This window comes from Mesorhizobium sp. PL10 (assembly GCF_053714315.1).
This window is the reverse complement of sequence record NZ_JBSKBR010000001.1, coordinates 161,766-183,238: the sequence shown is the minus strand read 5'-3', so window position 1 is coordinate 183,238 and position 21,473 is coordinate 161,766. Positions and strand designations below refer to the sequence as shown.

Below are 21,473 nucleotides of genomic sequence, written 5' to 3'. Positions count from 1 at the left end.
CATTTTGTTCCCCGGGCCAGCCCCCGCAAATCGGCCGCGATGCCCGGAAAGGCTTCAGAAAACTAGTCTTGAAACGGATCGGTCACAAGTATTGTGTCGTCCCGCTCCGGGCTGGTGGAAAGGAGCGCGACGGGTGCGCCGATGAGCTCCTCGATGTAACGGACATATTTGACGGCCTGCGCCGGAAGGTCGTTCCAGCTGCGTGCGCCGGCAGTGGTGCCTTTCCAGCCTTCCAGCGTCTCGTAGACCGGTTCGACACGCGCCTGCGCGCCCTGGCTCGCCGGCAGATAGTCGATCATTTCGCCGTCGAGCCGGTAACCCGTGCAGACCTTGATCTCGTCCAGCCCGTCGAGCACGTCGAGCTTGGTCAGCGCGATGCCCTTGATGCCGTTGACGGCAACGGCCTGGCGCACCAGCACGGCGTCGAACCAGCCGCAGCGGCGCTTGCGCCCGGTGACGACGCCGAATTCGTGGCCGCGCGTGCCGAGGAATTCGCCGATCTCGTTCTTCTGCTCGGTCGGGAACGGGCCTTCGCCGACACGCGTCGTATAGGCCTTGGTGATGCCCAGCACATAGCCGATGGCGCCGGGGCCGACGCCCGAGCCGGCAGCGGCCTGGCCGGCGACGGTGTTGGACGAGGTGACGAACGGATAGGTGCCGTGGTCGATGTCGAGCAGCGTGCCTTGCGCGCCCTCGAACAGGATGCGCTCGCCGGCGCGGCGCTTGTCGTCGAGGATTTTCCAGACGCGGTCCATATAGGGCAGGATCTCATCGGCGACCGAGGTCAGTTCGGTCATGATCGCCTCATGGGTGACCTCGCCATGGCCAAGCCCGCGACGCAGCGCATTGTGATGCGTCAGCAGCCTGTCGACCTTGAGGGGAAGCGTTTCCAAATCCGCCAGATCCATCACCCTGACCGCGCGCCGGCCCACCTTGTCCTCATAGGCGGGGCCGATGCCGCGACGGGTCGTGCCAATTTTCGTCCCGGAATTGGAGGCAGCATCCTCGCGGAATCCGTCCAACTCCCGGTGCAGCGACAGGATAAGCGCGGTGTTTTCGGCTATTTTCAGGCGGTCCGGCGTCACCTCGACGCCTTGCGCCTTGAGTTTTGCCACTTCGGCGACAAAGGCGTGCGGGTCGAAGACGACGCCATTGCCGATGATCGACAGCTTGCCTTGCCGCACCACACCCGACGGCAGCAGCGACAGTTTGTAGACCTTGCCGTCGACGACCAGCGTATGGCCGGCATTGTGGCCGCCCTGGAAGCGCACGACCACGTCGGCGCGCTCCGACAACCAGTCGACGATCTTGCCCTTGCCTTCGTCGCCCCATTGCGAGCCGACGACCACCACATTGGCCATATTTCTTTTCCCTTGAGATGCCGCCCTGGCGGCCTGGATATGGTTCGAAACGACAGGCCTCTATAGCGTCAAGACCTCGCAAGTGCGACCTTTCTTTGCCGCCGAAAATGCCCTGAGGCACAACAATTTTCGGCTTTGACATCATTTACTTGGGCCGGCGGGGGCAATAGGCCGGCAAACACCGCACCTCCGGCGGCCGGAATCCTGCAATGCATCGACACGCCTACCTGTTCTTGGCTGTCACCACCTTGCTGTGGGGCGGCAATTCCGTCGCCGGCAAGCTGGCGGTCGATCATGTCTCGCCGATGATGCTGGTCTTCCTGCGCTGGCTGCTGGCGGTCGCGATCCTGCTGCCGATCGGCTGGCGCACGACCAGGGAGGACTGGCCCGTGGTACGCAAACACTGGCTCGTCCTGGCTGCACTGGGGGCCAGCGGCTTCACTTTGTTCAACACTATTTTCTATACGGCGCTCAACTATACTACCGCGATCAACGTCTCGATCGAACAGGCGGCGATGCCGGTCCTGATCATCGTTGCCAACTTTATCTTCTTCCGCTTACGCGTGAACTGGGCGCAGATTGCCGGCGTCGTGCTGACCATAGCCGGCGTGGTGCTGACCGCCTGCCATGGCGACCCGCGCCGGTTGCTGACGCTGGAGCTCAATTTCGGCGATGCCATCATGCTGATCGCCGTTATCCTCTACAGCGGCTATTCGGTCGGGCTGCGGCTGAAGCCGGAGATGCGCTGGCAAAGCCTGATGCTGTCGCTGTCGATCGCAGCGCTGATTACGTCGCTGCCTTTCGTCCTGTGGGAAGCCGCCGCCGGTAAGGTCATCGTCCCCGACATCAGCGGCTGGGTGATCATCGCCTACACTGCGGTCGGCGCCTCGGTCATCTCGCAGATATTCTACATCAGGGGCAACGAACTGATCGGCGCCAACCGTGCCGGGCTGTTCATCAACCTGGTGCCGATCTTCGGCACGCTGCTGTCGGTGCTGATCGTCGGCGAGACATTCCAGCTCTACCAAGCGCTGGCGCTCGTCCTGGTGCTGGGCGGCATCGGTCTGGCCGAACACAGCGGACGCAAGATGGCGAGCGCTCCGTCGACGCGAACACCCTGAACAAAAAAAGGCGCGGGCAAGGCCGCGCCTTTCGAACCTCATTGGACGGTCCAGATCACATCGTGTTGACGTCGAAATGCAAGCGCTTGGCCGAGTCGATCGACTTGTGAGCCTTGACCTGCTCCAGCACATCTTCCGGGAATGGCTTGTCGAGATAGAGTAGCGCAATCGCGTCGCCGCCCGGCCGGTTGCGGCCGAGCTGGAAGTTGGCGATGTTGACACCGTTTTCGCCGCACACCGTGCCAAGCAGGCCGATGATGCCGGGCGCGTCGGCATTGGTGGTGTAGAGCATGTGCTGGCCGACCTCGGCGTCGAGATTGATGCCCTTGATCTGGATGAAGCGTGGCTTGCCGTCGGAAAAGCAGGTGCCGGCGATCGAGCGCGTCTTGTGCTCGGTCTTGACCGTCAGCTTGATGTAGCCGTCGAAAACGCCCGACTTGTCGCGCTTGACCTCCGCGACGATGATGCCGCGCTCCTTCACCATGATCGGCGCCGACACCATGTTGACGTCGGAGACCTGCGGCCGGATCAAGCCGGCAAGCGTAGCGCTGATCAGCGCCCGCGTATTCATCGTCGCGGTCGAGCCGTCGAACAGGATCTCGACCTCAGTGATCGGGTCCTCGGTGACCTGGCCGACAAAGGCGCCGAGCACTTCGGCGAGCTTGACGAAGGGTTTTAGCCGCGGCGCTTCTTCCGCCGTGATCGAGGGCATGTTGATGGCGTTGGAAACCGCGCCTTTGATCAGGTAATCGGCCATCTGCTCGGCCACCTGCAGCGCGACATTCTCCTGCGCTTCCGCCGTCGAGGCGCCGAGATGCGGCGTCGCCACCACATTCTCCATGCCGAACAGTTCATTGTTCTCGGCCGGTTCGACCTCGAACACGTCGATGCCGGCACCGGCCACCTTGCCGCTCTTCAGCGCCGCGACCAGATCGGCCTCGACGACCAGCCCGCCACGGGCGCAGTTGATGATGCGCACGCCGTTCTTCATCTTGGCGATCGCCGCCGCATCGATGATGTTGCGCGTCTTGTCGGTCAGCGGCGTGTGCAGCGTGATGAAGTCGGCGCGGGCGAAAAGCTCGTCCAGTTCGACCTTGTCGACGCCAAGCTCCTCGGCACGCTTGTCCGACAGGAACGGGTCGAAGGCAACGACATGCATCTTCAAGCCGACGCCGCGCGTGGCGACGATCGAGCCGATATTTCCGCAGCCGATGACACCCAGCGTCTTGCCGGTGATCTCGACGCCCATGAAGCGGTTCTTTTCCCATTTGCCGGCATGGGTCGAGGCGTTGGCTTCGGGAATCTGGCGGGCAAGCGCGAAGATCATCGCGACAGCATGCTCGGCAGTGGTGATCGAATTGCCGAAGGGCGTGTTCATCACGATGATGCCCTTGCGGCTCGCCGCCGGGATGTCGACATTGTCCACGCCGATGCCGGCGCGGCCGACAACCTTTAGCTTTGTCGCGGCGTTGATCAGCTTTTCCGTGACCTTGGTCGCCGAACGGATGGCAAGGCCATCATACTGGTCGATCACTTCGAGCAGCTTTTCCTTGTCTTTGCCGAGATCGGGCAAATAGTCGACCTCGATGCCGCGATCCTTGAATATCTGTACGGCAGTGGTGGAGAGTTTATCCGAGACGAGAACGCGGGGCGCCATTGCGACCTCCTTGAAATGGATTGTCGGGGAACTGGCGGCCCGCAGGCCGCCATGCAATCTCAGGCCGCTGCCTTCAGCGACGCCTTCTGCGTGGCGAAGGCCCAGTCGAGCCAGGGCAGCAGCGCTTCGAGATCGGATGTCTCGACAGTCGCGCCGCACCAGATGCGCAGGCCGGGCGGTGCGTCGCGATAAGAGCCGATATCGTAGGCGACGCCTTCCTTGTCGAGCACAGAGACGATCGCTTTCGCAAAAGCCGCCTGTCCGTCGGCATCGAGCGCCGCAACATCCGGGTCGGTGAAGGACAGACACACGGACGTGTTGGACTGTGTCGCCGCGTCGATTGCGAGATGGCCGAGCCATGAGGACTTGTCGACAAAACCGTCGAGCACAGCGGCATTGGCGTCCGCTCTGGCGATCAGTGCACCGAGCCCGCCGATCGACTTCGCCCAGTTGAGCGCATCGAGATAGTCCTCGACGCACAACATCGACGGCGTGTTGATCGTCTCGCCCTTGAAGATGCCTTCGATCAGCTTGCCACCTGAGGTCAGACGAAAGATCTTGGGCAGCGGCCAGGCCGGCTTGTAGGTTTCAAGCCGCTCGACGGCACGCGGGCTGAGGATCAGCATGCCGTGTGCGCCCTCGCCGCCCAGCACTTTCTGCCAGGAGAAGGTGACGACGTCCAGCTTCTGGAAATCGAGCCTTTGAGCGAAGGCGGCCGATGTCGCGTCGCAAATGGTCAACCCCTTGCGATCGGCTGGAATGAAATCGCCATTCGGCACGCGCACGCCTGAGGTCGTGCCGTTCCAGGTGAAGACCACGTCGCGGTCAAAATCGATCTTGGTGAGATCCGGCAGCTCGCCATAGCCAGCTTCGATCTTTCTGCTATCGGCGAGCTTCAGCTGCTTGACGACATCGGTAACCCAGCCGGAGCCAAAGCTTTCCCAGGCGACCATGTCGACGCCGCGCTCGCCGAGCAGCGACCACAGCGCCATCTCGACAGCGCCGGTGTCCGACGCCGGAACGATGCCGATGCGGTAATCCGCTGGAACCTGGAGAATTTCCCGCGTCAGCTCGATCGCCTGTTCGAGCTTGGTCTTGCCGATCTTGGCGCGGTGGGAACGGCCGAGCGCAGCATTCTTCAGCGCCTCGACCGACCAGCCGGGACGTTTTGCGCAGGGACCTGAGGAGAAATTGGGATTTGCCGGACGGAGTCCGGGCTTCGTATGCGTCGTCATCGTGGTCTATCCTTCCAGATAGTGGCCCCTCGTTGGGGAGGGGTGGCCCACGGACGGCGATATGCGTTCAGCCCTCAGGCGTCAAGAGGAAAGTTTTTGTCGCTGACAAGATACAAGCAATCCGCGATCAGGATGTCGTGACTTCAAACGCAAACGGCGGATCGAAGAGATCCGCCGTCAAGCTTGGTGTCGACAGCCAGCCTACCAGAGGTCGTAACGCAGCCCGAGCTTGACCTGATGATTGCTGATGCCCTTGCGGATCGGATAGGACGTCAGGCTCTCGGCCGTGACATATTCAGCATCCGGCGCCGAAAAATACTGATAGCCGAGATCGACGGAGACATTCTTGGTGATCTGATAGGCCAAGCCCGCATCCAGCGTATAGGCGAAGGCATACTGGGTCTTGTTGTCGCTCCGGACGAAATCATCGGTAGCGTCGAGATTGTCGGTGAAGTAACTCGCCGACAGCTTGTATTTGCTCCGGACCAACCCGATGCCGGCGCCCAGATAGGGCGTGATCCCGACATAAGTGCCAAGATCGACATAGCCATTGACCATCCCCGACAGGGAATAATTCTCCAGGGATGCCGACGCCACCGTTGCCGTGGCCGGCGGTATCACGATCGCGGTATCGTCGTAGTGGATGCCAACCTTGTTGCCCGGCAGATAGCCGAGATTTATATCGGCGCGCAGATAGTCGTTGAAATGATAGCCGAAGCCGATACTGGCAAAGGCTGGATCCTGTTTTTCGCTGAAGCTTGCCGGCGCGAAGGTGAAATCCTGATCCTGGTAGCTCTTCTGCGCCAGATAGGAGACGTCGCCGCGCAGATACCAGCCCGAGCCGACCTCGACCGGTTGATAGTCCGGCGCCTGATCGACATAGATCGGCGGATCGTAGTCTGCGGCTTGCGCCGGCGTCAGCGGAGCAAACACGAATGCGGCAAGCGCCAGCGCTGTCAGCGGTTTGAAATTCATGGTCCCCGGCTCCTGAAATTGTCGCCCGTCGTTAATCGCGCACCGTTTCAGGAAGCATTGTTAACCATAGTGGTTAAGTGCGGGTTAAGGATAACGCGGCGTTACCGAATTGATTTCGGCAGGCTTTTTTCAGCCAGGCGGCGGATGGAAATGCACCGCAATCGCCAAACGAAAACCGCCCGGCATAACCGGGCGGTTCGCGAATTCCAGGATTTCGAGGCGACTACTTGGTGTAGATCGGCTCCGGCTCGGGAACGTAGGGTTCCGGCGGCGGGGCGCAGTCCGACCGGCCGAACTGGTAGCGCAGGCCGCCGCGCACTTCGTGCACGTTGATGCCGCGATCGTAGCCCGGACCGACATTGCTGTCGGAGGCGTAGTTGAACATCTTGCCACCATTGATATGGCTGTAGCGGTAGCCGAGATCGAGCTTGACCCGGTCGGTCAGGCAATAGGAGGCGCCGGCCATGAGGGCGTAGGCAAAGCGCCAGCCCTTGCCGCCGCTGTGCTCGAAGGAGCCGTCGAGATCGGTGTTGTGCAGCGTATCCCACTTGACCCAGGCGCCGCCGATGCCGGCGCCGACATAGGGCGTCACACCGTGCCAGGTGCCGATATCGACATAGGCGTTGGCCAGGAGCAGCATCGCCGAATAGGACGATGTGTCGACCGAAGTACAAGCTATGCCGCCGGCGCAGAAGCCGTTGGTCGAGCCGCGGAAATTGGACTTGCTCATCCAGTCGAAGGTCAGATCGGTGCGGAAGTACCGGTTGACCTGGTAACCGACACCCGCCCCGGCCGAAAAGGCGCTCTTCAACTTGCCGGAGGCGAAAGACCCCGGAATCTGGGGCGGCGCAGCGCTGTAGGTGGTGTAGTCGCCGCCGCGGAATTTCGACCAGTGATAGTCGATGTCGCCGCGGATGTACCAGCCGCCGAAATCGGCGGGCGGGTCATAAGCTACCGGCGGCGGTGCTTCCTCGACCACCGGCGGCTCCACCAGATCGGCGGCGAATACCGGCCCGGCCACGCCTGCGAACAGCGCGGCAAGGAGAGCCATTTTTGCTGTATTGAACATGCTTCACCCCTGAGAACCGTCGGGAAGTCCAAACCCGCCCGAGTATGATTGACCTCAGTTGTGGATAATGAATTGGAAAAGTTAAAAGGCGTTTAACCCTGTCGATTAACCACGAATTATCGACATTTTAGCAAACAGCTGCCGCCCGGCATGATGCTGGAACCGCCCTGGCGAAAACAAAAGGCCCGCCTGGAGGCGGGCCTTGAGGTCTTCGAGCCGGCAGTTCGCGCCCGCCGGTGGAGGCAGCGCGATCAGGCGGCGCTGCGCGTTTCCGAAATGATGTCAACGATGTCGTTGACCACGGCTTCGACCAGTTGCGGGTCGTCGCCCTCGGCCATGACGCGGATCAGCGGCTCGGTGCCGGAGGGCCGGATGACCAGTCGCCCGGCCTTGCCGAGACGGTTGCGCGCATCTTCGATCGCGGCCTTGACCGGGGCTTCCTCGAGCGGCTTGCCGCCGGCGATGCGGACATTCTTCAACAGCTGCGGCACCGGCTCGAACTTCTTCGACAATTCGCTGACCGGCCGGTTCTGTCGCTTGATGCAGGCCAGCACCTGCAGAGCCGAGACCAAGCCATCGCCAGTGGTCGAGAAATCGGACAGCACGATGTGGCCCGATTGCTCGCCGCCGACATTCAACCCATGCGCACGCATGTGCTCGACGACATAACGATCGCCGACCTTGGTGCGGTGCAGCTGCAGCTTCATGTCGCCGAGGAAGCGTTCGAGGCCGAGATTGGACATCACCGTCGAGACGACGCCGCCGCCTGCGAGCCGCCCGCTCTGGTGCCAGGACTCGGCAATCAGCGCCATGATCTGGTCGCCATCGACGATCGTGCCGTTTTCGTCGACGATGACGACACGGTCGGCATCGCCGTCGAGCGCGATGCCGATATCGGCGCGCACTTCATGCACCTTCTTCTGCAGGCCGGCCGGATGGGTCGAGCCGCATTCCTTGTTGATGTTGAAGCCGTTCGGCTCGACATTGATGGCAATGACCTCGGCGCCCAATTCCCAAAGGGCGGCGGGCGCCACCTTGTAGGCGGCGCCATTGGCGCAATCGACGACGATCCTGAGACCCGACAGCGACATCGAGCGCGGAAGCGTGCGCTTGGCGAATTCGATGTAGCGGTCATGCACGCCGTCGACACGCTTGGCGCGGCCGAGCCCGTCGGAGTCGGCGAGCGCCAGTTCGATATCCTTGTCGAGCATGCTTTCGATGCGCTCCTCGATCTCGTCGGAGAGCTTGTAGCCGTCAGGCCCAAAAAGCTTGATGCCGTTATCGAAGTAGGGATTGTGCGAGGCCGAGATCATGACGCCGATATCGGCGCGCAACGAGCGCACCAGCATGGCGACCGCCGGCGTCGGAATCGGGCCGAGCAGGAACACATCCATGCCGGCGGCACAAAGGCCGGCCACCATTGCATTCTCGATCATGTAGCCGGACAGCCGCGTGTCCTTGCCGAGCACGACGCGGTGGCGGTGGCTGCCGCGCTGGAACGACAGGCCGGCGGCCATGCCGACCCGCATCGCGATCTCAGCCGTCATCGGAAATTTGTTGGCACGCCCGCGAATGCCGTCGGTGCCGAAATAACGTCCTGCCATGTTAGCCAGAATCCCCGTCGGTTTTTCAGCCGGCTTCTAATGCCACAATTGGCCGAGCCTTACGATCACATTGTGTGATTGTATATTACGAATTCTTAGAAAATCATTGTAGCAGGCTGTCAAGCAGCGTTCGGCAACGCATCACGATGACACGGTCTTGCCGCAATATACCGCTCACACTGGCTGTGCAACGCAGGTTCAGCCGGTATACCTTTTGCTGTTGGAGGCGGCAAATCGCAAGGATTCCATCACCTTGTCGGGAGGACGCGCTTTCCGACGGTACCGGCGCCAGTTAGCATCTGGCGCACCCTAGCGTTGAGAGCTACTGATTCGCTCAGGGACACCTCATGGGCGGCAGCCACGGGAGAAACGCCATGCTCATCCACCGACTTGCAACTTTGACGGGTCTTGCCGTCGCAACCTTGTTCATGGCGGCGCCCGCCAACGCACTGACCATGGCCGAGTGCAGTACCAAGTATAATGCCGCCAAGGACGGCGGCACGCTGAACGGACAGACCTGGAACCAGTTCCGTAAAGCCGAATGCGGCACCGATGCAGCCGCCACGACCGAGACCGCCAAGCCGGCCAAGAAGGCGGCCGCTACCAAGGCGGCCACTGCCGATCAGGCCAAGGGTCTGACGGCCAAGGAATGCAGCGCCAAGTATCAGGCCGCCAAGACTGCCGGCACGCTGAACGGCATGAAGTGGAACGACTTCCGCAAGACCGAATGCGCCGCCGGTGCCTCGGCTGCGGCAGAGCCCGCCAAGGCAACGACCAAGGCCGCCGCCGCGGCCGACGACGGAGCCAAGGGCCTTACGGCAAAAGAGTGCAGCACCAAGTACCAGGCGGCCAAGGCCGCCGGGACACTGAACGGCATGAAGTGGAACGACTTCCGCAAGACCGAATGCGCCGCCGGCGCTTCGGCCATGGTTGAACCCGCCAAGGCAACGACGACCAAGGCGGTTGCCGACAGCGGCAAGGGCCTGAGCATGGCCGATTGCAGCGCCAAATATCAGGCGGCCAAGTCTGCCAACACGCTGGGCGGCAAGAAATGGAACGACTTCCGTAAGGCCGAATGCGGCGCCGGCGCCGATGACGACGACACCGTGCCGGCTCCCAGCGAGGCGACCTATACCAGCGAACCTGAAAAGCCCTCGGTCACCGCTCCCAAAGGTGTGAAGTTCCCGAGCGTGATCTCGAAGAAATACGCCAGCGAGACGCCGGCCAAGGGCCGCATGCACACCTGCCTCGAGCTCTATTACGCCAACAAGGATGCCAACACGCTGAATGGCCTGCGCTGGATCCAGAAGGGCGGCGGCTTCTACAGCCTCTGCAACGCCAAGCTGAAGAGCTGATCGCGTAGCCATATTCTCCAGACAAAGGCCCGCGCATCGCAACACGCGCGGGCCTTTTTGCTGCGCTCGAAGACGCCCGAGCTCTGCTCGCATCCATATATCACGGAAGCTATCGGCATCATGAGTTCGCCCACACGGCCCACCGCCAGACCTTGGTGATTCGTAAAGATTCCGATTGAACATATGAAGAACAAACAGTATACAAAAGGACATCGGAGTTTTGTCAACCAGGAGGGTCCTATGTCCAGATTGAAATTGGCAGCATTGATTGTGACGGCATTGCTCGCTTGGAGCGTCGCCCCTGCAAGCGCACTGACGATGAAGGAATGCGGCGAGGCCTATCGCACAGCCAAGGAAGGCAGCACTCTGAACGGCATGGATTGGACCGCTTTCCGCACGGAGAAATGCGCGACGTCCGCCGCGGAGAGTGCCAGCGCGGATACGGTCAAAACCGAGCCGCCGAAAGAGGAAACCAGCGCGGCCGTCGCCCCCACTGTTGCCCCGGCGGGCGTGACATTCCCGACTATGCTGGCCGCCGAGTTCAAGACCGAAAAACCGGCGAAGGCGCGGATGAAGACCTGCCTGCAGGGTTACCACGGCAATAAGGACGCAGGTACGTTGAACGGCCTTCGCTGGATCCAGAAAGGCGGCGGCTATTACAGCCTGTGTAATGCCAAGCTGAAGAGCTGATCGCATCAGCTGAACATCGAAGGCCCGCGAACCGCAAGGTTCGCGGGCCTTCTGTTGGAAGCGTGGTGTTGCCAGCTTCAGACGACCTTCTTTGACAGTTGAAGAAGCTCGATCAGGCTGGAAAGATCGGCGTTGGCTTTGCCCGCCGCCACGCCACGCCTCATCAGACCTTGCATCGGCAAGATCAACTCGGTGCTGACATCAGCAGACCTGCTTGTGTCGATCAGATTGACAAAGGCATCAGCCTGCATGCCGAGACCGGACACGACATTGCTGGTGTGGTCGCCCGCATCGATTTGCTCTGCCCATTTCGGCAAGCCACCTTGCATCGCGTGCAGCCATGACATCAGCAGCGGCATGAATTCCACGGCGGGGATTCCGGCGGCTCCCGTCATCGCCAGTGCCTGCAGCACGCCGGCGAACAGCCCGTACATGCCGGCCAGAAGCGAGATATCGTAGAGTGGTGCGAGGCCAGCATCCTCTCCGAGATATCTGCTGGTGCCGAGCGAATCGAGTCGTCCCGCGTGAGCGTCGTAGGCTTGCCTGGAGCCGCTATACAGTATCAAGGCATGCTGCCCGCCGATCATCGGCGGCACCGCCATGATGCCGCCATCGATATAGTCGGCGCCGTGCCCGACCGCCCAGTCGGACATCGCCCGCGCCTGCTCGGGCGTGCCGTTGGTGAGGTTGACCACCGTGCGACCCGACAGCGCCAGCTGCGCTGGAGCCAGCATTTCATGGACCGTGTCGTAGACGAGCAGGCACACCACGATCAGCTTGCTCGACCTGACGGCGTCCTCAACGCTCATGGCAACGACCGCGCCTCTGGCCGCCAAAGCCTCCGCCTTTGCCGAAGAGCGGTTCCACACCGTCACCCCATGACCCTTGTCGAGGAAGGCTCCGGCAAGAGCCGTGCCCATGGCGCCAAGGCCGATTACAGCAATATCGCTCATCTTGTAACTCCGTCGTTTCAGATTGGGCCGGATCACACCGGCAAGGGGCTCAGGGCCTGCCCAAGGCCGCCATCGACAGTCAGCCGGGCGCCTGTGGTGAAGGTTGCATCGAAAGCCAGGAACAGGACTGCACGCGCCACTTCCTCCATCGTGCCGTGGCGCTTCATCGGGGTGACAGCGTCGCCGATCGCCATGAAGGCCGCCCGCTCCTGGGCCGAGGCATCGGCCACGCCCATCGTCGGTGTGTCGATGAAGCCGGGGCTGACCACATTCACGCGGATCCGGCGCGGCAGAAGTTCGGCGGCCAGGACCTTGGCGAAAGCGCGAAGTGCCGCCTTCGATCCGGAATAGACGCTCATGCCGCCGGTGCCGGATTCGTCGGCGATCGACGAGGTGAAGACGATGGCGCCACCATCCCTGATGAGGGGCAGCAGGCGCTGCACGATGAAGAAAGCGCCCTTGGCATTGATGTTGAAGGTGCGGTCGTAACTGCCCTCGGTGACCCGCTCCATGGGTTCGAGATTGGCTACCCCGGCATTGACGTGAAGGAAGTCGACCTGACCGAGCTTCTGCCCGACTTCAGCACCGAGCGTGAGGATATCGGCCATGTCGCTGATATCGGACCGCACGATATGAGCTCGCGAAAACAGCTTTCTGCGGGCGGCCTCGATGTTGCGTTGGTCGCGGCCGGTGACCAGAACTTCGGCACCGTCCTCGATCAGGGCTTCGGCAACGGCGAGGCCCATGCCGTGCGTCCCGCCGATGACCACGGCCTTCTTGTTTGCGTATCGTGTCATGATCCATTCCTTTTTGACAAAATCAGGCCGCCGACGGCCTTTGCAGGCCGAAGCGAGATACCGATATGATGTTGTGGTGTTCGCCGATGCCGGCGAGCTGGTTTGAAGCTATGGACCGGCTTGGTTGTTCTCAAGTACCGACAAAAATGTAAGCTACCCACCGATTGCTCAGAATTGGATGAAACATGGGAAAGAAACAGCCAGATAGTTGCGGATTGGGGCCGGCGCTGGAAGTTATCAGCGGAAAATGGAAGGCATTACTGCTCTGGCAGATTCACAAGGCGCCGGCACGATTCGGTGAACTGAAACGGCTGGTGCCTGACATCAGCGAAAAGATGCTGATCCAGCAGCTGCGCGAAATGGAGGCTGACGGCATCGTTCACCGCGAGATATTCCCTGAGGTGCCGCCGAGGGTCGAATACTCGATTACCGAATTCGGCATCGAGCTGGACAATGCCCTGATCCCTCTGGCCAGATGGGGCAAGCAACATGCTGGCCGGACTGATGGCGCGCGCCCCGGCAAAGCAGGTGTAACCGCACGGCTTGCTCTTTGATAAACCCTGGACAGCAAAACGCCGCGGATTGAAGCCGCGGCGTTTTCCTGGATCGAATGATTTCAGTTCAGCTCGAAGGCTGAGGCTCCATGCCGCCTTCGGGCTCCGGGCCCTTCTTGCGGCGCCCGGACTTCGGCACGGCTGAACCGCGGCTCGGAGGAGTATCATCCCCCAGATCTCGTGCCGGCTTCTGCCCGGCGATCAGTTGCTTGATCTCCTCGCCCGAAAGCGTCTCGTATTCGAGCAGGCCTTGCGCCAGAGCGATCCATTCCTTCTTCTTCTTGGTCAGGATCGCCTTGGCGGTTGAATAGGCGTCGTCGATCAGGCGCCGCACTTCGGCGTCGATGATCTGCGCGGTCTCTTCCGAGATATTCTGCGTGCGCGCCACCGAATGGCCGAGGAAGACCTCTTCCTGGTTGTCGCCATAGGCGACATGGCCGAGCTTGTCGGAAAAGCCCCAGCGCGTGACCATGGCGCGTGCCAGCTTGGTCGCCTGCTCGATGTCGGAGGACGCGCCCGAAGTGATGTTCTCCTTGCCGAACTTGAACTCCTCGGCGACGCGGCCGCCCATCATGATGGCAAGCCGCGAGACCATGTACTTGTAGCTCATCGAATAACGGTCGCCTTCCGGCAGCTGCATGACCATGCCGAGCGCACGGCCGCGCGGGATGATGGTCGCCTTGTGCAGCGGATCGGCGGACGGCACGTTGAGCGCGAGGATGGCGTGGCCGGCTTCGTGGTAAGCGGTGAGCTCCTTCTCTGCCTGGGTCATTGCCGACGAGCGGCGCTCGGCGCCCATCATGATCTTGTCCTTGGCGTCCTCGAATTCGGCCATGGTGACGAGGCGCTTGTTGCGGCGCGCCGCCATCAGGGCGGATTCGTTGACCAGGTTCATCAGATCGGCGCCGGAGAACCCCGGCGTTCCACGCGCGACCACCTTGAGGTCGACATTGGGCGCCAGCGGCACGTTGCGCACATGCACCTTGAGGATCTTCTCGCGGCCGACGATGTCTGGGTTCGGCACCACCACCTGGCGGTCGAAGCGGCCCGGACGCAACAGCGCCGGATCGAGCACGTCGGGCCGGTTGGTGGCAGCTATCAGGATGATGCTCTCGTTGGATTCGAAGCCGTCCATCTCGACCAGCAGCTGGTTCAGCGTCTGCTCGCGCTCGTCATTGCCGCCGCCGAGGCCAGCGCCACGATGGCGGCCGACGGCGTCGATTTCGTCGATGAAGATGATGCAAGGGGCATTCTTCTTGGCCTGGTCGAACATGTCGCGGACACGGGACGCGCCGACGCCGACGAACATCTCGACGAAGTCCGAACCCGAAATGGTGAAGAAGGGCACATTGGCTTCGCCGGCGACCGAGCGGGCGAGCAGCGTCTTGCCGGTGCCGGGGGGGCCGACGAGCAGCACACCGCGCGGGATCTTGCCGCCCAGGCGCTGGAACTTCTGCGGATCGCGCAGGAACTCGACGATCTCTTCCAAATCTTCCTTTGCCTCGTCGACGCCGGCGACATCCTGGAAGGTGACACGGCCATGCGCCTCGGTCAGAAGCTTGGCCTTCGACTTGCCGAAGCCCATGGCGCGTCCGGAACCGGACTGCATCTGGCGCATGAAGAATATCCACACGCCGAGGATCAGGATCATCGGCAAGTAGGAGATGAGATAGCTGAACAACGAGGTGGATCCGTCCGATTCAGGACGCGCATTGATGACGACGTTCTTGTCCTGAAGCCGCGAGACCAGCTGCGGATCGCCGGGCGAATAGGTCTGAAAGCCATTGGCGTTGTCGGTGTAGGTGCCCATGATGCGGTCGCCGGCGATGGTCACCGTCTTCACCCGGCCGGCCGCGACCTCCTGCAGGAACTGCGAGTAGGGAACATCGGTCGATGCTCCGCGCGTCTGCGGCGTCTGGAACAGATTGAAGAGAGCGATGAGCAGGACCGCTATGATCGCCCAGAGCGCGAGGTTGCGATAATTCGGATTCATCAATTGTCCCGTTGGTACCCGATGGGGCACGCGTATGAGAGGAAACTTGAGCCTAACATAGGGAGAGCGCCTCCCCTTGCCAAGCATAACAGCACGTCTGGGTTAAGCTTTCGCGCCACCATCAACCGGCACTGTGGCGGCTGGAAGGCAAGGCCGGGACGGGCGGCGCGCCGGTCAGTTCGGCGACGGCCCCGGCCAGCACCAGATCGAAGCAAGGCAGGAAGCGTGCAAAAGGTGCGACGGCGGGGCTGACCGCGATTGCCGGCGCCGCCGTTGCATCCCCTGCAAAGCCAAGGCATTCGCCGCCACGCCAGAGCGCCGGTTCCGCAGCCAAGGCGGCGCGAACAAGGCTTGCTGGCGCGCCACTCCCGGCAATCCGTTTGGCGGCGGCAGCCGCGCCGAGCGGCGCGATCAACAATGCACCAGAACTGTCGCCCAATGTGAACGCCTCTGCTTCGGTGACCTGCCTGCGACCGTCCCAGAGTCCCGCCGCCAACGGAGCGGCAGGCGGCAGGTCGCGCGATTCACGGTACAGGAAGATGCCGGTGCGCCTGATATCGGCGACCGTCCGCGACAATGTGGCGCAAAGCGGTCCGGCCCGCATTTGCTCAAACAAAGCTTCGCTACGCGTCTGGTCCGGCAACAAGGCGACGCCGCCGGTCGCCGCCAGCAGAACACGCAGCCCATAGACCGCTGCTCGCGTGTCGTCGGCTTTGACAAAACCGGGATCGAGACGGATGAGACCCTTCGCCGGCCGGCTGGCAAATTCACCGATCTGCGCGGCGGCGCGGCGGCCGAGTTGCTCGCGCTCGGCGGCGGCCCGCCTGGCCAGGCCGATCGCCTCGGCAAAACGCTGCCCGCTCCGGTCTTCTCCGAGCACGGTGCGAATGCGCGGCCGTTCGAAATGCGCATCGATGTTGGTCGGGTCCTCGGCCCAGCCGACATTTTCGCGCCGCAGGAAGGCGCGCAATGCCGCGCGCCGTACGCCGAGCAGCGGCCGAGCGATCCAGATCCGCCAGTCATAGAGCGTGGCCGGCGCCATACCGGCGAGACCTCGGCCTGCAGGCTCCCGCCCATCGCCTCGCGCCTGGCGCATCAGCACGGTCTCAGCCTGGTCGTCGGCGGTGTGGCCGGTCACGATCACACCGATGCCTTGCGCCTGCGCGACCTCGGCCAGCAACCGGTAGCGTGCCTCGCGCGCGGCTGCGGGCAGGCCGGTCGACGGTTTGGCGCCGGACCAGTTGAGCGTACGATGCACGATACCGCGCTTGGCGCAGAGCTTTGCAACGGCGCGTGCTTCCGCCGCCGCTTCCGGACGCAGGCCGTGGTCGATCGTCACCGCCAGCAGCCTGGCTGTCGAGGCGCTGCGGTCGAGGTGAGCTTTGAGGAGAAGAAGGAGGGCGGTCGAGTCGCTGCCGCCGGACACGGCCGCAACAGCGCCGTTGGAAAAGTCGATCGTCGAAAAATCCGGAACGTCAGGCTCGGTATCGAGCATCAATGCATGTCGCCCAAAACTGGTCCCGGACGCCGACATGCGAGGGGATGACTAGCACGCCGCCAGCGCCCTTTCCTGTTTGACGCGTTCCTTGAGCGCGGCCGAGATATCGGGATAACGCTTGCCGATCTCACCGAAGGTGGCGCAGGCGACATCCTTCTGCTTGAGGCCGACCAGCGACACGCCGAGCTTCAGGAGCATGTCAGGCGCCTTCTTGGCCTTCGGATAGTCCTTGCTGGCGGAGAGGAAAACCTCGGCTGCGTCATGATACTTCTGCTGGCCAAGCAGCGACTCTCCTAGCCAGTAATGCGCGTCCGCCGCCTTGGCGTCCTTGGGGAAGCGGGCAATGTGGTCGCGAAAACCCTGCTCGGCGGTGCTGTAGTCGCCCGACAGGATGAACTGGTAGGAGTTGCGGTAGATCTCTTCCGGGTTGTTGGTGGCAGGCAACGCCGCCACCACCGTGCCGTCGGATTTGCCGGCCTTGGGTCCGGTCGCCGGCGCCTCGGCGGCGGGAGCCGCACCTTCCGTCGGCGCGGTCGCCTGGGTGTTGCCGCCGGCATCGACCACATTGCCGTTCTTGTCGACGGTGATGGTACCGAACGTCTTTGGCGGGGTGCCGGTGATCACCTTGCCGGGATCGCCAGTCTGCGATTCGACGATGACTTCGCCGACGCTCTGGCCGCCATCCGATTGTGCACCCGAATCGGCCGGCGCCTGCGTTGCCGGGGCCTCGGCAACGCTGTTGTCGGTATTGCCATCCTGCGGCGCCGCCTCTGATTTCTTCTGCGCCGGCGGCTGCCCGCTGGAGCCGCCTTCCAGCTGCTGGAAGCGGAACTCGTTGTCTTCCTGCTGCTTGCGCATCTGCTCCTGCATCTGCAGGACCTGGAAATTGAGTTCCTCGATCTTGCCGTTCATCTGCCGCAGCTGTTCTTCGAGGCTGGCGGCAGTGGTGCCGTCCTGCTGCTGCGCGATCTGCTGCTGCTCCGGCTTCTCTTTCTTGCCGAAAATGCCGAGCGTCGGCAGATGGAAGGAAAAGCCGCTATCCGCGGGTTGTCCGGTGCCGCTCGCAGTAGCCGCGAAGCCTGATACGAGCAGCAGCGCAAGCGTGCCGCTCAAGACCGATCTGAAATGCATGTGCCTCTCGCCGTGTAATTCGTGAGCCTGTTCGCGCCTTCCAATCACTGTGGAACCAGCCAGGCGCCCTCGGCTCATAGCAGGAGGCGAGACTTCGGCCAAATTTTGTTTCCCGATTTTGTTTCCGGGACCAGAACTGAAAAAGGCGGCCATTGGCCGCCTTTCGCATGGAGGTGTTGCAATTTTGCGACTAAGGCGCCGCAGTCTTGCGTATCAAGAGCCGGCGCCGGAGAGCGTGGTGACCGCGCGACGATTCTGCGACCAGCAGGAGATGTCGTCACAAACCGCGACCGGGCGCTCCTTGCCGTAGGAAATCGTCTTCAGGCGGCTTGCCGAAACGCCCCTGGCGACCAGGAAGTCGCGGGTGGCGGCGGCGCGGCGGGCGCCGAGCGCCAGATTGTATTCACGCGTGCCGCGTTCGTCGGCATGGCCTTCGACGACGATGGCGTACTGCTTGTACTGGTTGAGCCACTGCGCCTGGCGCGACAGCGTCGTCTGCGCATCGGCACGGATCGCGGTCGAGTCGGTGTCGAAGAAGATGCGGTCGCCGATGTTGACGGTAAAGTCCTGTGCCGAGCCCGGCGTTGCGGCACCCGCGCCATTGAGGCCGAGATCGGCAGCGTTGTTGGGGGTTTTCTTCGAGGCGCAACCGGTGATGGCGAGCATCGCGATCAGGGCGATCATCGCCGGGTTTCTGGTAAGTGCTGCAATACGGCCCATGCCGCCTCTCCTTCGTATTTCGAGTGATTTCGTTGATCGCCCAGTAACCACGTTTGGGTTAACCGGCATTCAAGAAACACGGTTAAAATTTGGTTTCGGCACCCGTCCGCAGCCGAAATAACTGATGCCACAGTGGTCGCGGACCGTAGGCGGAAATGCGGCCAAAAGGCGACTTTGGCGTGAAAAAAGCCCCAAAACGGGGCTTTTGACATGGTGTTGCCGAGTTGCAACGAGCGAGCGATGGCTCGGTCGAAACTTGGTTACTCCAGCAACGGCGACCACGCCGGGTCGGACGCAAAGTTTGCGGTCGGGATCGGCTGCTCGTTGCGGCCGGTGAGATCGACGGAAACCAGTTTTGGGCCACCGGCTGAGTCGCGGAAGAACATCAGCACGCGGCCGTTAGGCGCCCAGGTCGGCCCCTCCTGCTGGAAGCCGGAAGAGAGAATGCGCTCGCCAGAGCCGTCGGTCTTCATGACGCCGATCTGAAATTCGCCACCGGTCTGCTTGGTGAAGGCGACGAGGTCGCCGCGTGGCGACCACACCGGCGTCGAATAGACGCCGTCGCCGAAGGAAATGCGGGTCTGACCCGAACCGTCGGCGCCCATCACATAAATCTGAGCGCGACCGCCGCGGTCGGAGGTGAACACCACCTTGCTGCCGTCGGGCGAATAAGACGGCGAGGTATCGATGGCCGTCGAGTTGGTCAACCTGGTCGTGGAGCGACTGCGCAAGTCCATGGCGAAAATGTTGGAATTGCCGTCATCGCGCAGCAGGCTCATGATCACCTTCTGGCCATCCGGCGAAAAGCGCGGAGCAAAGGTCATGCCGGGGAAATTGCCGACAAGTTCGCGCTGCCCGGTTTCGATCTGCAGCAAATAGACCCGCGGCTGACCGCTTTCGTACGACATGTAAGTGATTTCCTGCCGGTTCGGCGAGAAACGCGGCGTCAGCACGATCGAGCGGCCGTCCGAGAGATAACGGACGTTGGCGCCGTCCTGGTCCATGATGGCGAGCCGCTTCTTGCGCGCATTCTTGGCGCCGGATTCGTCGATGAAGACGACGCGGGTGTCGAAATAGCCTTTCTCGCCGGTCAGCCGCTCATAGATCGCGTCAGCGATGATGTGGGCGACGCGCCTGGTGTTGGCGTCGTTGGCGAAGAACTGCTCGCCGGACATCTGCTGGCCGGCAAAAGTGTCCCACAGCCGGTACTGGGCGCGGATGCGGCCGTCCGCCTCCTTGCCGACGCTGCCGGTCACCAGCGCCTGCGCGTTGATCACCTTCCAGTCGTCGAAGCGGGGCTGCGCATCGGGATTGGCGATCTTCTCGATGAAGGCGCTCTTGTCTATCGGTGCGAACAGGCCGGAACGTTTCAGATCGGCACTTACGATATCGGAAATCTGAGCGCCAATCTCACCTTGAAAATCGGTGATCGCGATCGGCAGCGGCTCGACATTGCCCTTGTTTACGTTGATCTCGACGAGTGCTCGCGCCGGCAAGGTGGCAACGGCAGTCATGCTCAGCGCCATGGCTGCAATCGTCAGGAGCGGCTTGAGGATGGATTTCATGTCTTCTCGCTTCTCTTAACTTTTGTGGACGCTGGGCCTATAGCCCAAGCATCTCTCTGGGATCGAAAGTGACCCGAACCTGGGCCCAGATATCCTGCTTGCCGGCAGGAAGTTGCAGGCCAGCCATGTTTGCTTTCTGGACGGCACGCACCGCACTCTCGTCGAACTGTTGGTTTCCGCTCGATTTTTCAACGGTCGGACGGCCGTCGAGCTTGCCGGAGGCATCGAGATTGAACACGATCACGGCGACGAAGTTTTCCGAGCCCTCGAGCCCTGCCGGAAGGGTCCAAGCATTGCCGAGCTGATCCGACAAGGCGCCCATTTCGCTTTGCGACAGCTTCTGGCCCTGGGTCTTGTCGGCGCCGAGCGACGCCTGCTGCGTCGAGCGCTTGGCGCCGCCACCGGACGGCTTCTGCTTGTCGAGCAAAGCCGAAATCTCGTCGGCGTTGAACTGCTTGTCATCCGATTTCGGCTTGGAGGAGGCTTCCTTGACCGGCTTGTCTGCGTCCTTGCGGTCCGGCGCCTTGGCGCTTTCGGCCTGTACCGGCTGCGGCTTCGGCCGCGCCTCGGGCGCGGGCGCAGAGTCCGGAAGCTGCGCCTCCTCCGGAGGCTGCTGTTCCGATATGGCCTCGGCGACCGCGTCGGGCTTGACCTCAGGCTTCGGCTCGATGGCGGCGGTCGTATCCGGCTGTGGCGCTGGCGCCGGCTCCTTCGCCGGGATAGGCTTCGGTTCCGTCTGCTTGACCGGCTCGGGCTTGACCTCTTCCTTCGGCTGCGGCAACGGCGCCACTTCCGTCGCCGGGATCGGCTTCGGCTCCTCCTTCGGCTTCGGCGCGTCCTCTGTCTTCGGCTTCTCGGTCGGTGTCGGCGCCGGCGCCGGAGCCGACGCCAGCTCCACCGGCCTCGGCTTGGCCTCGTCCGTCACCGGCTTGTCGGTATCGACGCTGTTCTCACCGATCTTCTGTGCATCTGGCACGATATCGGGACGCTTGGTCGGCTTCGGCGCCGGCTTTTCGTGCATCACCGCTTTCTTGTCGCCCTGTAGCGTCTGTGCTGTAGCCTCTATCGGTACGATAGCGACAGACACCGATTCAGCATCGGACGCGGGCATGGCAGGCGGGGACGACAGCGTGAACAGCCCGAAGGCTAACGCTACCGTGTGCAAGATCACCGATGTGGTGAGGCCGGTCCGCAT

General features: G+C 62.4%; 18 protein-coding genes. 4 read left to right on the top strand and 14 right to left on the bottom strand.

Annotated elements, in window-relative coordinates:
* Positions 1 to 62: 62 nt before the first annotated feature.
* The gene (locus ACWGTO_RS00900; protein ID WP_142869266.1) at positions 63 to 1,361 is read right to left on the bottom strand and encodes an adenylosuccinate synthase; all 1,299 of its coding nucleotides are present in this window, start codon (positions 1,359 to 1,361) and stop codon (positions 63 to 65) included.
* A 209-nt stretch (positions 1,362 to 1,570) separates the two neighbouring features.
* Between ACWGTO_RS00900 and ACWGTO_RS00895 the strand changes: the two genes are divergently transcribed.
* Entirely contained in the window at positions 1,571 to 2,482 is a 912-nt protein-coding gene (locus tag ACWGTO_RS00895; protein WP_454573006.1) for a DMT family transporter, read from the top strand.
* A gap of 55 nt (positions 2,483 to 2,537) precedes the next feature.
* Here ACWGTO_RS00895 and serA read toward each other — a convergent pair whose 3' ends face one another.
* From serA to glmM, 5 genes are all read right to left on the bottom strand, one after another.
* The gene (gene serA / locus ACWGTO_RS00890; protein ID WP_454573005.1) at positions 2,538 to 4,139 is read right to left on the bottom strand and encodes a phosphoglycerate dehydrogenase; all 1,602 of its coding nucleotides are present in this window, start codon (positions 4,137 to 4,139) and stop codon (positions 2,538 to 2,540) included.
* Positions 4,140 to 4,198: 59 nt separating this feature from the next.
* A complete protein-coding gene (locus ACWGTO_RS00885) occupies positions 4,199 to 5,374 on the bottom strand; it encodes a phosphoserine transaminase (RefSeq protein WP_454573004.1) in 1,176 nt (391 codons plus the stop codon).
* Between the two features lie 201 nt (positions 5,375 to 5,575).
* Positions 5,576 to 6,349: an outer membrane protein gene (locus ACWGTO_RS00880; protein WP_454573003.1), complete on the bottom strand. Its 774-nt coding sequence runs from the start codon at positions 6,347 to 6,349 to the stop codon at positions 5,576 to 5,578.
* A 223-nt stretch (positions 6,350 to 6,572) separates the two neighbouring features.
* Positions 6,573 to 7,418 (bottom strand): outer membrane protein, encoded by an 846-nt coding sequence (locus ACWGTO_RS00875; protein ID WP_454573002.1) that lies wholly within the window; start codon positions 7,416 to 7,418, stop codon positions 6,573 to 6,575.
* A 251-nt stretch (positions 7,419 to 7,669) separates the two neighbouring features.
* Positions 7,670 to 9,022: a phosphoglucosamine mutase gene (gene glmM, locus ACWGTO_RS00870; RefSeq protein ID WP_454573001.1), complete on the bottom strand. Its 1,353-nt coding sequence runs from the start codon at positions 9,020 to 9,022 to the stop codon at positions 7,670 to 7,672.
* 698 nt (positions 9,023 to 9,720) lie between these two features.
* Here glmM and ACWGTO_RS00865 point away from each other — a divergent pair.
* Both ACWGTO_RS00865 and ACWGTO_RS00860 read left to right on the top strand, forming a co-directional pair.
* On the top strand, positions 9,721 to 10,377 hold the full coding sequence (locus ACWGTO_RS00865; RefSeq protein WP_454573491.1) for a hypothetical protein: 657 nt from the start codon (positions 9,721 to 9,723) through the stop codon (positions 10,375 to 10,377).
* Between the two features lie 240 nt (positions 10,378 to 10,617).
* Entirely contained in the window at positions 10,618 to 11,067 is a 450-nt protein-coding gene (locus tag ACWGTO_RS00860) for a hypothetical protein (RefSeq protein ID WP_454573000.1), read from the top strand.
* Between the two features lie 77 nt (positions 11,068 to 11,144).
* On the opposite strand, the gene ACWGTO_RS00855 is transcribed toward ACWGTO_RS00860, so the two are convergent.
* Positions 11,145 to 12,056, bottom strand: a complete 912-nt coding sequence (locus ACWGTO_RS00855) for an NAD(P)-dependent oxidoreductase (protein ID WP_454572999.1) — start codon at positions 12,054 to 12,056, stop codon at positions 11,145 to 11,147.
* Complete coding sequence (locus ACWGTO_RS00850) at positions 12,053 to 12,817, bottom strand: SDR family oxidoreductase (protein WP_454572998.1); 765 nt, start codon at positions 12,815 to 12,817, stop codon at positions 12,053 to 12,055. Before ACWGTO_RS00850 ends, ACWGTO_RS00855 begins: the two co-directional genes overlap by 4 nt.
* Positions 12,818 to 13,002: 185 nt before the next feature.
* Between ACWGTO_RS00850 and ACWGTO_RS00845 the strand changes: the two genes are divergently transcribed.
* Positions 13,003 to 13,371, top strand: coding sequence for a winged helix-turn-helix transcriptional regulator (locus tag ACWGTO_RS00845; RefSeq protein ID WP_454572997.1), 369 nt, complete (start codon positions 13,003 to 13,005; stop codon positions 13,369 to 13,371).
* A 67-nt stretch (positions 13,372 to 13,438) separates the two neighbouring features.
* Here the strand turns inward: ACWGTO_RS00845 and ftsH are convergent, their stop codons facing one another.
* The 6 genes from ftsH to ACWGTO_RS00815 all read right to left on the bottom strand — a co-directional run bounded on the left by ftsH (position 13,439) and on the right by ACWGTO_RS00815 (position 21,473).
* The gene (ftsH, locus tag ACWGTO_RS00840) at positions 13,439 to 15,364 is read right to left on the bottom strand and encodes an ATP-dependent zinc metalloprotease FtsH (RefSeq protein WP_454572996.1); all 1,926 of its coding nucleotides are present in this window, start codon (positions 15,362 to 15,364) and stop codon (positions 13,439 to 13,441) included.
* A 121-nt stretch (positions 15,365 to 15,485) separates the two neighbouring features.
* The gene (tilS, locus tag ACWGTO_RS00835; RefSeq protein WP_454572995.1) at positions 15,486 to 16,859 is read right to left on the bottom strand and encodes a tRNA lysidine(34) synthetase TilS; all 1,374 of its coding nucleotides are present in this window, start codon (positions 16,857 to 16,859) and stop codon (positions 15,486 to 15,488) included.
* A 51-nt stretch (positions 16,860 to 16,910) separates the two neighbouring features.
* Entirely contained in the window at positions 16,911 to 17,993 is a 1,083-nt protein-coding gene (ybgF, locus tag ACWGTO_RS00830) for a tol-pal system protein YbgF (RefSeq protein WP_454572994.1), read from the bottom strand.
* Positions 17,994 to 18,206: 213 nt separating this feature from the next.
* Complete coding sequence (gene pal, locus ACWGTO_RS00825) at positions 18,207 to 18,713, bottom strand: peptidoglycan-associated lipoprotein Pal (protein ID WP_023684182.1); 507 nt, start codon at positions 18,711 to 18,713, stop codon at positions 18,207 to 18,209.
* A 260-nt stretch (positions 18,714 to 18,973) separates the two neighbouring features.
* Positions 18,974 to 20,278: a Tol-Pal system beta propeller repeat protein TolB gene (gene tolB / locus ACWGTO_RS00820; protein WP_454572993.1), complete on the bottom strand. Its 1,305-nt coding sequence runs from the start codon at positions 20,276 to 20,278 to the stop codon at positions 18,974 to 18,976.
* Between the two features lie 37 nt (positions 20,279 to 20,315).
* A complete protein-coding gene (locus tag ACWGTO_RS00815; protein WP_454572992.1) occupies positions 20,316 to 21,473 on the bottom strand; it encodes a TonB family protein in 1,158 nt (385 codons plus the stop codon).